Annotated in this window: 11 protein-coding genes; 9 read left to right on the top strand and 2 right to left on the bottom strand. The window is 63.8% G+C overall.

Going from position 1 to position 12,926, the window contains the following annotated elements; all coding sequences use genetic code 11:
* Positions 1 to 14 precede the first annotated feature (14 nt).
* Together JOF46_RS12165 and speB are read left to right on the top strand one after the other, a co-directional pair.
* Positions 15 to 1,412: an MFS transporter gene (locus JOF46_RS12165; protein WP_209907526.1), complete on the top strand. Its 1,398-nt coding sequence runs from the start codon at positions 15 to 17 to the stop codon at positions 1,410 to 1,412.
* Positions 1,409 to 2,407, top strand: a complete 999-nt coding sequence (speB, locus tag JOF46_RS12160; protein WP_209907525.1) for an agmatinase — start codon at positions 1,409 to 1,411, stop codon at positions 2,405 to 2,407. Before JOF46_RS12165 ends, speB begins: the two co-directional genes overlap by 4 nt.
* Positions 2,408 to 2,754: 347 nt before the next feature.
* Here speB and JOF46_RS12155 read toward each other — a convergent pair whose 3' ends face one another.
* Both JOF46_RS12155 and ffh read right to left on the bottom strand, forming a co-directional pair.
* The gene (locus JOF46_RS12155) at positions 2,755 to 3,972 is read right to left on the bottom strand and encodes a hypothetical protein (RefSeq protein ID WP_209907524.1); all 1,218 of its coding nucleotides are present in this window, start codon (positions 3,970 to 3,972) and stop codon (positions 2,755 to 2,757) included.
* Positions 3,962 to 5,512 carry a signal recognition particle protein gene (gene ffh, locus JOF46_RS12150; protein ID WP_209907523.1) on the bottom strand — a complete coding sequence of 517 codons (1,551 nt, stop codon included), beginning with the start codon at positions 5,510 to 5,512 and terminating at the stop codon, positions 3,962 to 3,964. Before ffh ends, JOF46_RS12155 begins: the two co-directional genes overlap by 11 nt.
* Positions 5,513 to 5,627: 115 nt before the next feature.
* Between ffh and JOF46_RS12145 the strand changes: the two genes are divergently transcribed.
* The 7 genes from JOF46_RS12145 (at position 5,628) to JOF46_RS12115 (ending at position 12,844) form a co-directional block, all read left to right on the top strand.
* Positions 5,628 to 7,064 carry a glucose-6-phosphate dehydrogenase gene (locus JOF46_RS12145; protein WP_209907522.1) on the top strand — a complete coding sequence of 479 codons (1,437 nt, stop codon included), beginning with the start codon at positions 5,628 to 5,630 and terminating at the stop codon, positions 7,062 to 7,064.
* A 173-nt stretch (positions 7,065 to 7,237) separates the two neighbouring features.
* Entirely contained in the window at positions 7,238 to 8,266 is a 1,029-nt protein-coding gene (locus tag JOF46_RS12140; protein WP_209907521.1) for a ParA family protein, read from the top strand.
* A 2-nt stretch (positions 8,267 to 8,268) separates the two neighbouring features.
* Positions 8,269 to 9,129, top strand: coding sequence for an SIR2 family NAD-dependent protein deacylase (locus JOF46_RS12135; RefSeq protein ID WP_209907520.1), 861 nt, complete (start codon positions 8,269 to 8,271; stop codon positions 9,127 to 9,129).
* A gap of 487 nt (positions 9,130 to 9,616) precedes the next feature.
* Positions 9,617 to 10,363, top strand: coding sequence for a hypothetical protein (locus JOF46_RS12130; protein ID WP_209907519.1), 747 nt, complete (start codon positions 9,617 to 9,619; stop codon positions 10,361 to 10,363).
* 69 nt (positions 10,364 to 10,432) lie between these two features.
* A complete protein-coding gene (locus tag JOF46_RS12125) occupies positions 10,433 to 11,146 on the top strand; it encodes a hypothetical protein (RefSeq protein ID WP_209907518.1) in 714 nt (237 codons plus the stop codon).
* Positions 11,147 to 11,216: 70 nt separating this feature from the next.
* Complete coding sequence (locus JOF46_RS12120) at positions 11,217 to 11,987, top strand: hypothetical protein (RefSeq protein WP_209907517.1); 771 nt, start codon at positions 11,217 to 11,219, stop codon at positions 11,985 to 11,987.
* 98 nt (positions 11,988 to 12,085) lie between these two features.
* Positions 12,086 to 12,844 carry a hypothetical protein gene (locus tag JOF46_RS12115; protein ID WP_209907516.1) on the top strand — a complete coding sequence of 253 codons (759 nt, stop codon included), beginning with the start codon at positions 12,086 to 12,088 and terminating at the stop codon, positions 12,842 to 12,844.
* Positions 12,845 to 12,926 lie beyond the last annotated feature (82 nt).

Genomic DNA, 12,926 nt, shown 5'->3' with positions numbered 1-12,926 from the left:
GAAAAGAGCCCGCAATGAGCACCTCCGTTCGCCTCATTGACGATGCGCCACTGACCCGGTTCCACAAGAAGCTGACCGTGTTTTCCTCCGGCGGCCCCTTTATCGACGGCTACGCGCTGTCCATCATCGGGATCGCGCTGATCACCATGACCCCGGCGCTGGACCTCGGCCCCAAGGAAATCGGCATGGTCGGCGCAGCCAGCCTGGTCGGGATCTTCTTTGGCGGCGGGGTCTTCGGATGGGTGACCGACAAGGTCGGCCGCCACACCATGTACATCCTGGACCTGCTCGCCCTGGCCGCCTTCTCCATCCTCAGCGCCTTCTCCACCGACATCTGGCAGTTGGTGATCTGGCGCTTCCTGCTCGGCGTGGCCATCGGCGCCGACTACCCGATTGCCACCTCGCTGCTGGCCGAGTTCCTCCCCCGCAAGCACCGCGGCCGCCTGCTCGGGGCCACCTTCGTGGTGTGGGCCGTGGGTGCCGCGGCGGCCTTCGCCGTCGGTTACGCGATGCGCGGCTTCGGACCGGACGCCTGGCGCTGGATGCTTGCCAGCCCCGCGATCTTTGCCGTGATCACCCTGCTCTTCCGCCTGGGCACCCCGGAGTCCCCGCGTTGGCTGCTCTCCCGCGGCCGGGTCGACGAGGCCCGCACCGTGATCAAGAAGGTCTACGGCAACGACTACGACGTCGATTCCCTCGGTGAGGACGAAGACACCGGCAAGCGCGCGGCAACCTTCACCGACATCTTCAACAAGAAGTTTTGGCGCCGCACGCTTTTCGTCTCCATCTTCTGGACCGCCCAGGTGATCCCGCTCTTCGCGGTCTACACCTTCGCCCCGGAGCTGCTCTCCTCCTTCGGCCTGGACGGGGACGCCAACCTCTACGGCGGGTCCCTGCTGATCTCCCTGCTCTTTGTCATCGGCGGCATCCCGGGCCTGTGGCTGGTCGAGCGCATCGGTCGGCGCAAGCTGCTGTTGTGGACCTTCGGCATCATCGTGGTGGCGCTGGCGGCCCCGGCCTTCGTCCCCGGGGTTGGCCCCAAGACGCTGTTCACCGCCCTGGCGATCTTCGCCCTGGCCTCCGGGGCCTCCAGCTTCCTGGAGGTCGTGTACCCCAACGAACTGTTCCCCACCGAGATCCGGGCCACCGCTGTCGGCTTCGGCACCGCGATCAGCCGCGTGGGCTCCGCCGCAAGCACCTACCTCATGCCGGTGGCCATCATCAGCTTCGGCGCCTCCGGTGCCCTGCTGATCGGCGCCGGGATCTCCCTGGTCGGACTCGTGGCCACATTCATCCTGGCCCCGGAGACCGCCAACCGCTCGCTGGCGGACATCTCCAGCGGCAGCACCAAGAAGAAAACCAAGACCAACGGCACGACCGAAGAAACGAAAGCAGAAGGAACCCTCGTATGAGCAAGCACCAGCCCATTGGCCCCGTCGAAGCCACCAAGGTCCCCCGGTTCGCCGGATTGGGCACCTTCGCCAGACTCCCGCAGATCGATGCCGTCCCGGACTACGACATCGCGGTGCTCGGCGTTCCCTTCGACGGCGGCACGTCCTTCCGCCCCGGCGCCCGCTTCGGCCCCGCCGCGGTCCGCGAGGCGTCCCGCCTGCTACGCCCGGGCTACCATGTGGAGCTCGATGTCACCCCGGTCGAGGCCGTCCAGGTCGTCGACGCCGGCGACGTGGCCTGCACACCGTACGACATCGCCAAGGCCGTGGAACAGATCGAGGAGCAGGCCCTGCCCCTCATGGCCAAGGACAAGCGGGTCATCGCGGTCGGTGGGGACCACACCATCGCCCTGCCGATGCTGCGGGCCGTCAACAAGGTCCACGGACCGGTGGCCCTGCTGCACTTCGATGCCCACCTGGACACCTGGGACACCTACTTCGACGAGCCGATCACCCACGGGACCATGTTCCGCCGGGCCTTCGAGGAGGGCCTGCTGATCGAGGACAAGTCGATGCACGTGGGCATCCGCGGCCCGGTCTACGACCAGGACGACTTCCTGCGGGACCACGAGTTCGGCTTCCAGATCATCCGCTCCACCGACATCGACGACATCGGCGTGCCGGCGGCCATCGCCAAGGTGCGCGAGCGCCTGGGCGACACCCCGGTCTACCTTTCGGTCGACATCGACGTCTTGGACCCGGCCTTCGCCCCGGGCACCGGCACCCCCGAAATGGGCGGCCTGCACTCCCGCGAATTGCTGCGCCTGCTGCGCGGCCTGAACGGCATCAATATCGTCGGCGCCGACGTGGTGGAGGTCGCCCCGGCCTACGACCACGCGGACATCACCTCGCTGGCCGCGGCCACCGTGGTTTTCGACATGATGGGCCTGATGGTCAACTCCGGCAACCTGCGCACCAGCGAGGATGACCACCGTCTCGAGGTCGCGGCCGTCTAGAAAACAAACCAGGACCCCAACCACACGCGGTCCGGCCCTGCCCATTCATTGGCCGCGACGGACCGCATGTGCGCCAAAGGCAACTTGGCGAGGAGGCCGGAACAGCTCGGGACCCCACGAAGGTCAGGGACAACGGAGGCAATCAGCGCGGTGCCCCAATCGTCCGCTCAACGCACTGTCGCCGGTGGCCATTTTCCATTGCCTCCAACATTGCGCGCACTGCCGCAGCTGGTCAATTTCAATGGCCGTTGGCCCGGCGGTTTCATGAAACCGCCGGGCTAGGCGGCCCCCCATTCAATAAAGCGGGCGAGCCCCGGACATCCACCAAGCGCGTGGACTCTGGAACACTATCTGGCGGACTGGAGCGCCTTGGCCAACCGCCAGCCGCCGACGACCAGGTTCGTCAACGCATCGATGCCCCAGAACGCGGCAATAAGCGCCACCGCCCAGAACGGCAGCCACGGCTGCTGCCAGTCGGTGAGCATCACCAGCGCCACGGCAACCAGTGCCTCGACGACGCCCCAGATCACCTGGGTGCGGGGGCGCCAGGAGAGCACGTTGAAGAACTTGCGGACGCCGGTGGCCTCGCGCGCGTCGGCGCCCATGCCGCTGGCGATCGTGCCGCCCAGGGACTTGGGCTCCACCAGCACTGCGGTCTCCGGCAGCGTGTCTTCCTCGACGTAGTCGGCCAGGGATTGATCGCGGCCAAAGATCTTCAGCACGGTGCGCAGCTTGTCCACCGACCCGCTGCCGCCCAAAGCCTCGTTGAGTTGGGCGATCACTTCCTCGCCGATGCCGTATTCCTTCAGCTCGGCAATGGACTCCAGGTCCGGGGCCAGCCATTCGCGGGACAGGAAGTCGGCGACCTCTGCGGCGTCGGTTCCCGGCGCGGTCTGAAGCACCGGGGCGGCGGCAACCGACCAGCCGTGGCCGAAGCCGGGGTAGCCGTGGAGCTTGCGGTTTTGGCCCTTGAACCAGAAGACCATCGAAAAGCGCGGGCCCAGCCGCGAAAGCATGATGGCCGGGAAGGTGGCTTTCGAAAGCATGATCTCGGGCATGTAGCCCTCGTGCACCGCCACGTCGCCGGAATCGGTGGAAAAGTGGTGCCACGCGGTCTTGGTCGCCCCGGCAAAGAGCGCGACCTCCGAGCCCTTGAAGGAACCCAGCAGCACCGAGCGCCCGCCGGTGGGGTGCTCGAGCGCTGCGTCGTCGATGGGTTCGCCGCTTTCGGCATCCACCCCGTCGAAGTCGGCCCAGCGGGCCCCGGTCCCCCGCTTCAGGGCAATGGCAAATCCCTCGATCTGCTGCCCGAAGCTGGTGTTGCCCGCCTCGTCGGCCATGACGATGAACCCCTCGGGGTTCACCGCCAGCACCATCTCGATCACGCAGAGCTCACCCCAGGAGACCGGCTCGGCCAGCAGCGCAATGCTCTGCCTGGCGCGCAGCGTCTCGGAGATCCGCCGGTGTGCGTCACCCCCGGTGGGCTCGTCGAAGATCAGGGCCATGGAGGCGATCAGCCACGGCGGGCTCTCGCCTCCCGGCCCGGGGTGGGGGCTACTTGCCAAGGAACTTCTCAAACCCCTTGGGCAGGTTGAGTTCCGCGGGGTCGAAGTCCTTGGGCCCGGCACCGAACGCGGCACCGGCCGGTGCCTTGGCCTTGTTGGCCTCGGCCGCGGCAAGCTGGGCGGCCTTGGCCGGGTTGCCGAACTTCGCCGGCTTCTTCTTCCCGCCCTTGGCACCCTTCTTGGCGCCTCCGCGCCCGCCGGGCATGCCCGGGATGGCACCTCCCGAGGCCAGCTTCTTCATCATCTTCTGGGCCTCGCCGAAGCGCTCGAGCATCGAGTTGACCTCGGAGACGTGCACGCCCGAGCCCTTGGCGATGCGGGCGCGGCGCGAGCCGTTGATGATCTTCGGGGCCACGCGCTCGTGCGGGGTCATCGAGCGGACGATGGCCTCGATCCGGTCCATCTGCGACTCGTCGAACTGCTCGAGCTGCTGGCGGGAGATCTGCGATCCGGGCATCATGCCCAGGATCTTCTTCATCGATCCCATCTTGCGGATCTGGGCCATCTGGGCCAGGAAGTCATCGAGCGTGAAGTCCTCGCGGTCGGCGAACTTCTTCGCCATCCGCTCGGCTTCGCCCTTGTCCCAGTTCTGCTCGGCCTGCTCGATCAGCGTGAGGATGTCGCCCATGTCCAGGATCCGCGAAGCCATGCGGTCCGGGTGGAAGATCTCGAAGTCGTCCAGGTTCTCGCCGGTGGAGGCGTACATGACCGGCTTGCCGGTCACCGAGGCCACCGAGAGGGCAGCGCCGCCGCGGGCGTCGCCGTCGAGCTTGGTGAGCACCACGCCGGTGACCCCGACGCCGTCGTTGAACGCCTGGGCGGTGTTGACCGCGTCCTGGCCGATCATCGCGTCGATGACGAACAGGACCTCGTCCGGGTTGACCGCGGCGCGGATGTCCGCTGCCTGTTGCATCATCTCGGCGTCGATGCCCAGGCGTCCGGCGGTGTCGACGATGACCACGTCGTGGAGCTTGGTCTTCGCCTCGGCCACGCCGTCGCGGGCCACGGCCACCGGATCGCCGGTGGAGGCCTCGAACTCGGAGGAGACGCCCGGGTGCGGTGCGTACACCGGCACCCCGGCACGCTCGCCGTTGACCTGCAGCTGCTTGACCGCGTTGGGGCGCTGGAGGTCGCAGGCGACCAGCAGCGGGGTGTGGCCCTGGGCCTTGAGGTGCTTGGCCAGCTTGCCGGCCAGCGTGGTCTTGCCGGCGCCCTGCAGGCCCGCGAGCATGATCACGGTCGGCGGGTTCTTGGCCAGGTTCAGCCGGCGGGTCTCCCCGCCGAGGATGGCAACGAGCTCCTCGTTGACGATCTTGACGATCTGCTGGCCCGGGTTCAGCGAGGCGGAGACCTCTTCGCCCAGGGCGCGTTCCTTGACCTGGGCCACGAAGGCGCGGACCACCGGAACGGCTACGTCGGCGTCGAGCAGGGCACGGCGGATCTCACGTACGGTGCCGTCGATTTCGGCCTCGGACAGCCTGCCCTTGCCGCGCAGGTTCTTGAAGGTGGATGTCAGGCGGTCGGAGAGTGAATTGAACACGTGCCGTGCACTTCTTTCGTTGTGGGATTCAGGCGCGGTCTAACCCGCTGGACTCAACATCCAAGATTACCAAGAAAGACCGGGCATTTTGGGCAACACGTGGCAATGTAGAGGAGTGAGCATTGAAACAGGCCAGCACGGCGGCACCCACGTAAGCACATTGTTGATCCTCGGAGCCTCCGGGGACCTGACCGGAAGGCTGCTGCTTCCGGGCCTGGCCCGGCTGATCGGATCGGGCCGGGCCACCGGGCTGCACCTGGCCGGGGCCGGTGGCCCGGGCTACAGCCAGGAAAAATGGCAGCAGCGCGTCACCGAGACCTGCGAGGCGGCCATGGAGCACGCCACCGAGGAGGGCAAGGCGGAACTGGTGAAGATCGCGGCGCACACCTCCTTCACCGAGCTCGATGTCACCAAGCCCAACGAGCTGGCCAACCTGGTGAAGACGCTCGATGGCCCGGTGGCCCTGTACTTCGCCCTGCCCCCGGCGGTGAGCCAGAAGGCCTGCGAGGTCCTGGAACCGGGACAGCTGCCCGAAACCACGCTTTTGGTCATGGAAAAGCCCTTTGGCTCCACGCAAAAGTCCGCCCAGGGCCTGAACCGCACACTGATCCGCCTGGTGCCGGAGGAAAACATCCACCGGGTCGACCACTTCTTGGGCAAGGGCACTGTGTTCAACATCCTGGGCCTGCGCTTCGCCAACCGGCTGCTCGAGCCCCTGTTCACCTCCGAGCACGTGGAGAAGATCGAGATCTTCTACGACGAGGAACTCGCCCTGGAGGACCGGGCCGGGTACTACGACGGGGCCGGGGCGCTGCGCGACATGATCCAGTCGCACCTGCTCCAGATCCTGGGCCTGCTGACCATGAACGCCCCTGCCACCCTGAAGGAGCGCGACGTGCGCGACCACCTGGGCTCGGTGCTGCGCGCCACCGCCGTGGCCGGGGACCCGAAGAAGTCCACCCGCCGTGCCCGGTACACCGCAGGCACCTCGAAGGGACGCCCGGTGCCGGACTACGCGGCCGAGAAGGGCGTGGAGCCGGCGCTGAAGACCGAGACGCTGGCCGAGGTCACGCTGAACATCAACAACTCGCGCTGGGCCGGGGTCCCGTTCATCCTGCGCGCCGGCAAGGCGCTGGGCACCGCCCGGAAGGAAGCGATCATCACCTTCCGCCCGGTCTCCCACCTGCCCACCGGATTCAAGGGCACCGACGAACCGACCAAGCTGCGCATCGGGTTCGGCCCAGACACCCTCTCGCTGGACCTGGACGTCAACGGCCCGGGCGACCTGTACACCCTTGACCACGTGACCCTGGCGGCGGAACTGAACTCCCCGGACCTGCTGCCCTACGGCGAAGTGCTGCTCGGTGTGCTCTCCGGGGATCCGACGCTGTCGGTGCGCGGGGACACCGCCGAGGAATGCTGGCGGATCGTGGACCCGATCCTCACGGCTTGGGCGGACGACGTGGTGGGCCTGGACGAGTACCCGGCCGGGGGCAACGGCCCTGCGGGCTGGGACACCAACTGCACGAGCAGCACTCCAACAGGCGTCTAAGTAACCAGGAACAACATATATTTTCCAGCTCGGCAGCGGTGGCTCACATGCCACTTTTCCGACCTCGCTCCTTCACCTTCGCTATCATGTAAAATGTGGAATTATCGCTTCAAATACGATTTCCGCAGAACATCAAGGGGACACAAGTCAGCCCTATACATACGAGGAGATTCATGAAAGCTCTAACATTTTTCAACAACAAGGGTGGTGTTGGAAAAACAACACTGGCCGTCAACATGGCCTACTATCTATCTAAAAATCATAAAAAGAAGATTCTCTTTGTTGATTGTGATCCCCAATGCAACGCGACACAGATACTCCTACCCGAGAGTACATGGAAAGACGTATACGAATCCCACGAAGAATCTGAAAAAAGAACGATTCTTAAAACAATAAATAATCTTCGAAGAGGAAACTCTGAAATTGACAAGGAACTTCCTACAATTCGGAGTCATCGTTTCGGTGTTGACGTTCTCGCCGGTCACCCATTCCTGTCATTGCTCGAGGATACCCTCAGCGAATCGTGGGCAAACTTCGCGGGTGGGCAAATTGGAGCTGCGGCCAGGACCCACTGGGCGCGTAGCCTAGTCGATTCCGCGGATTACGATTTAGTCATCTTCGACGTGGGTCCAAGCCTTGGTGCACTAAACAGGTCAATCCTCATTGGCTCAGATGCGTTCTTGACGCCGGTTGCTCCGGACCTATTTAGCCTTTACTCTTTTGACAACCTATCTACATGGTTCGAAAAGTGGGGCAAGACTTATGCTCGTGGAATCGCTGCCATGCTGGATGAGAATTCTATAACAGAGATAAATTCACTTGGACTACCTATAGAAGCAAGTCAAAATATAATATTTGCTGGATATACAACTCAAGAATATCTGACTAAATACACAGAAGGTAAAGCTAGGTCAGTACAAGCTTATGATAGATATAAAAATGAGATCCCATCAAAGGCAGAAGCCCTGGCCTCTCATTTGGGGTCGTCGGGCCACCCCCTCGACTTAGGAGTGGTGCCATACATGTTCTCCATGGTTCCGCTGGCTCAGTCCGCACACGCTCCCATCTTTTCCCTGACCAGTAGGGATGGCTTGAATGGCGCTCAATTTAGCCAGCAGCGTCGCTACTCCGAGAAGCTAGCGGAAATTGGCGATAATATCGCCCATTCACTCAATTTGAATTTTGTCGAGGTGTCCAACTGAGCTTGATCGACTGGCCCGAAGACCTTATCAAACAGGTTACTCGAAAGAATATTATTCTCTTCGTAGGCGCAGGAGCGTCAATGGGCTGCAAGAACTCATCCGGCGAATCCCCACTCTCATGGGACAATCTACTTATTGAATTGAGTACAGAATTCTGCAAAACGACCGAAGCCAAACAAGAATTTGAATCAATAATTGAACATAAAGATTATTTACTAGCCGCAGAATACCTTCGATACATAGCTTCTGACACGGGAAATATAAATCATTATAATGATAAAATAGATACGCTGTGCAATGGTCCGAGTAACGATCCGTTTCGCCCATCGGAATTGCATTATAATTTGATTGACCTTGAGCCATCGGTGATCGTCACAACGAACTTTGACTCCATATTAGAAGAAGCCACGGCTGGCGGTTGGGCAAGTGTGCAGTTTTACGATGCTCACATCGACAACTCAATCAGGCAGGGTAGAAATGTCCTGCTGAAAATTCATGGGACGGCAAAGCATGCAGGCAAAATAGTATTCACACAAAGTGAATATACGAGCCTCCGGAACGAAGGCTCGCTGGCGCTTGAAGTACTCCAATCACTGCTGCTCACCAAGATGGCACTGTTTGTCGGCTACAGCTTTAACGATCCAGATCTCAAACTGATCCTTGAATCACTGTTTGGAGTCACAGGCCGTGGCCCTGGCCACGTGCTAGTCATGGACGGGGATATCCCTCATTTCCGCCGCCGTCTTTTTACTGAAATATATGGTCTAACGGTAAAGTCATTTCCCAAAGGAAAGTATGACTCCCTATTAGAAAGTATTGTGGAACTCCGTGGTGCCCTCGCAAGTACCACGACAGGTTCGTAAAGCGGTCTTTCAGGTGGTAGGACGTGGTGCTGGGGAGTTCCGAATACTGGCCGTTCATTCATATAGCCGAAGAGTCGTATGCACCACATTGTCGCTCAATTAAGCCGTTTCGTGTGTTTAGTCCCCCGTGGTTCAGAGTTCGAGCGGAGAGGGACCTCAAGTTGCACCGGCGCCCAAGACTGTCAAAGACATAGCCCGAACGAGCAGCCAGCCATCGTGATGGGCTAGCGATACCCCCCATAAATCCAGCTCTCACGATTTCAACAACTTCCCTGTTGAGCTTGGCGGCTAGGAGAGGATAGTCGCCAACGTTTGACTGAGCCTTTTTATTTCTCCGCGCCACCGAATAAATATCAATAGATGTCAGGTAACGCTGCGTAATCCGCAACCTATCGCGAACGTTTTCCGGTCAGGTCAGGGCTCTTTCGAGAAACCGCGGGACGAACGTACGTATTGACTCCCGGCGTTCCACAGCTACTGTGGGGCCATGTCGGCCACCAACAAAACAGGCCAGCCCGAACTGGCCATTCGCCTCCCCAAGGCCTCGGTCTTCGGGTTCCTTGCAGCCGCCGTGCTGTTTCTGGCCTCGGCGGTGCTGCAGCACCTGGGCTCGATCCAACGCTGGGTTGTGCTTCGGGGGCAACGGCCGGGCAACGAGCTCTCGGTCGAAGACCACCTCCTGGATTACAGCTTCCCCGCCGATCCGTGGGAACCCATCGGGACAGCGGCCCAGCTCTTCGGGGCGGGCACGCTGCTGCAGGCGCTGGGTGTCCTGGCCATGGCCGTGGGCGTGCTGGCCGTGCCCCGGGTGGCACCCAACCGGATCGGAATCGTCACCGAGCCGGTGCTCGCACTCCTGGTTGCCGCCGCTTTCGCGGTCCTGGGCGCCCACGCCCTGATCTCCGGGATCAACGCCGCTCCCTCCGACCTGCAGCACTCCTCGGTGTTGCTCCCGCTCATGGTCTGGGGCGGGCTCGGCGGCATGGTCGCCCTGGCGTGGCTGTGGGCGGGCATGTCGAAGGCGGCATCGGTTGCGTGCGTGTTCCTGCTGGGTTCAAATATGTTCGGTGGCGCGATCGCCAATTTCACGATCGCTGCCATGATCGCCGGCTACGTCTCGCACGACACGACCCCGTGGCTCGAAAGCGTGGTCGCCGGCTCAACGGCCGCGGCCGCCCTGGCCATGATTTTCGCAGCCGGCACCGTGGTGCGCCGCTACCGGCACGCTGAATAAAACAAGGCCCCGGAACCGGCGCACAACCGCTCCCATTGACTTCGCCCGCCCCATGGCTAGGGTTGGGCCATGGAGGCCACCACAGATTCGATCCGGGCCAGGCCCGGAGTCCGCTTCGGCGCCGCTTCACCCACGCTCCTGCTCGCGGCAGCCGTGCTGTTCCTCGTCTCGGCGCTCATCCAGCAGCAGGCCTCGCGCCAGGGCTGGGACCTCTTCTCCAGCCAAATGGCCGAAGAGGCGCCCGGAGCGGACCCGCTGGAACAATTCGCCGCGATCAACCGGCTCATCGGTGCCGCCACCGGGCTCAAGGTGCTGGGGATCCTCGCCATGGCGGCCGGGGTTCCGGCACTGCCCCGGGCTGCGGGCCGCCGCAAGGCAGCGGTGGCCGGCTCGGTGGCCGCATTCCTGGCCGCAGGTGCGTTTGCGGCCTGGGCGATCCGGGCCCTGGTGACGGGGACCTCCGGCACCCAGACCATCATGGCGGAATCGCCGTTCCCCGAAAGGATGCTGCTCCTGCTCTCATTGGCCGGCCTGGTGGCAGCGGCCATCTCGTGGCGGGGCAGCTCGCTGCCGGCCACGTTCGCGTGCGTGTTCCTGCTCGGATCCACCGTGCTGGGCGACTTCACGGCCGCCATCCTCCTCGCTCCCCTGCTGGCCATGTTCGCCGGCGACGGGTTCTTCCCGTGGAACGAAATGGTGGTCATCGCATCCACCGCCGCAGCGGGACTCTCGATGCTTTTCGCCGTCGGTTCGCTGGTGCGCCGGGCCAGGGTTGCCCGATGAAGAACCCGACCCCTGGCCCGGGAGCCCGAACAACCATTGACTCCTGCCCGGACGTTGCTACGGTAGGGCCATGCCAGGCCTAGACGAAGCCGGTGACTACACCCGGAAAGTGCGTTTCCGCAGGACCGCGTTCATCTCCTTGCTTGCCGCCACGGCACTGTTTTTGGTGTCCTTCACGCTGCAGCTGCTGGCCTCGCTGCAGCGCTGGGTCACCTTCAGCGGCACGCGCGGGCCCACCGACACCTCGGTCGAAGACCACGTCTATGACTACTTCATCCCGGGGGACGACTGGGAGCCCATCGGGACTGCCGCGCAGCTCCTCGGGGCGGGCCTGCTGGTCCAGGTGCTTGGCCTGCTGGCCATGGCGCTGGGGATCATGCTGTTGCCGGCCACGACGAGGATTTTCAGTCGCCTCGGAACGGCGGGCATCGCGGTGCTCGAGGCGGTGTTGGTGCTCCTCGTGGCGGCAACCTTCACGGCCCACGGTGGATACCTCCTCGCCTCCGGGGCCAACGGAACGATTCCCGGGATGCAGATCGGGCCGGGAGTGTTCTGGACAATGTTCTGGGCCGCGTTGCTCGGGCTGGGTGCCCTGGCACTGATCTGGGGGAACAGGTTGCCGGCGGCCGGTGCAGCGTGCGCCTTGCTGATCGGCACGACCCTGCTGGGCTACCTGCTGGCCACCTACGTGGTGGCGCCGATCTTCTTTGGAGGGTCCCACGACACCGCGCGCTTCACCGAGACGGTTGTCGCCGCATCCACCGCCGCTGCGGCCATTGCCCTGGCCTTCGGCGCCAGGGACGTGGTCCGGCGCGCGGACGTGGGCGTGGAGCGCGCATAGCGCCGCAATCCCCTTGATCCGGGCACCGGCGAGCGCCGCCGGGCACCGGAAAACAGCGCAGCCATTGACTCGTGCGGGCACATTGCTACGGTTGGGTCATGTCGGGCAGCAAGCCATCGGGAACGGGCCTCGAAGCCCTGCGTTTTCGCAGGGCCAGGATCCTGTGGCTGGCCATTGCCGGCTCCCTGTTCCTGCTTTCCTTCCTCGTGCAGCTGGCCGCGGTGCTGCAGCGCTGGGTGGTTCCCGCCGGCGCCCGGGGACCCAGGGGCCTGCTGATCGAAAACCACCGCTACGACTACTACTTCCCCGTGGAGAACTGGGTCCCGCTGGGCACGACCGCGCAACTGTTCGGTCTCGCCCTGCTGCTGCAGGCGATCGGGGTCCTGGCCATGGCGGCCGGTGTCATGTTCCTGCCGGATCCAACGGTGGACCACCTCAGGAGCGTCGGGATCGCCGCTGCCGCATGCGAGGCACTGCTTGCCGTCCTCTTCGCGGCCTCCTTCGCCGTGATCGGGTCCCATGCACTCGTCTCCGGCCTCACCGGAGCCGCATCCGGGATGCCGGATGCCACGGGACTGTCCTGGGGCGTGCTCCTGGCCGGGGTCGTGCCTCCGCTGATCCTTGCCGCCATGTGGCGCGCCAGGCTGCCGGCCGCCGGCGCCGCATGCGTGTTCCTGCTCGGCACCGGTTTCGCGGGCTACCTCGCGGCCATCTACGTGATCTCGCCCCTGCTTGCGCTCAAGGCCTATGACGCCCGGTGGGCCGAGTCGGTGCAGGCGGCATCGACGGGCGCCGCGGCGGTGGCCATGGCGGTGGGTGCGCTGTTCCTTGCGCGGCGCACGGTGCCGGTCGCCTAACCGCCCGCGGCTCCTTGGCCGTGGCCCGCTTCGCGCTTGGCTCTTAGGGAAACCGCCACGGGCCTTCCCGCGAACGAACGGC

Source organism: Paeniglutamicibacter psychrophenolicus (genome assembly GCF_017876575.1).
Lineage (GTDB): Bacteria > Actinomycetota > Actinomycetes > Actinomycetales > Micrococcaceae > Paeniglutamicibacter > Paeniglutamicibacter psychrophenolicus.
The sequence above is the reverse complement of the archived record's forward strand: the minus strand, read 5'-3'. Positions and strand labels throughout refer to the sequence as shown.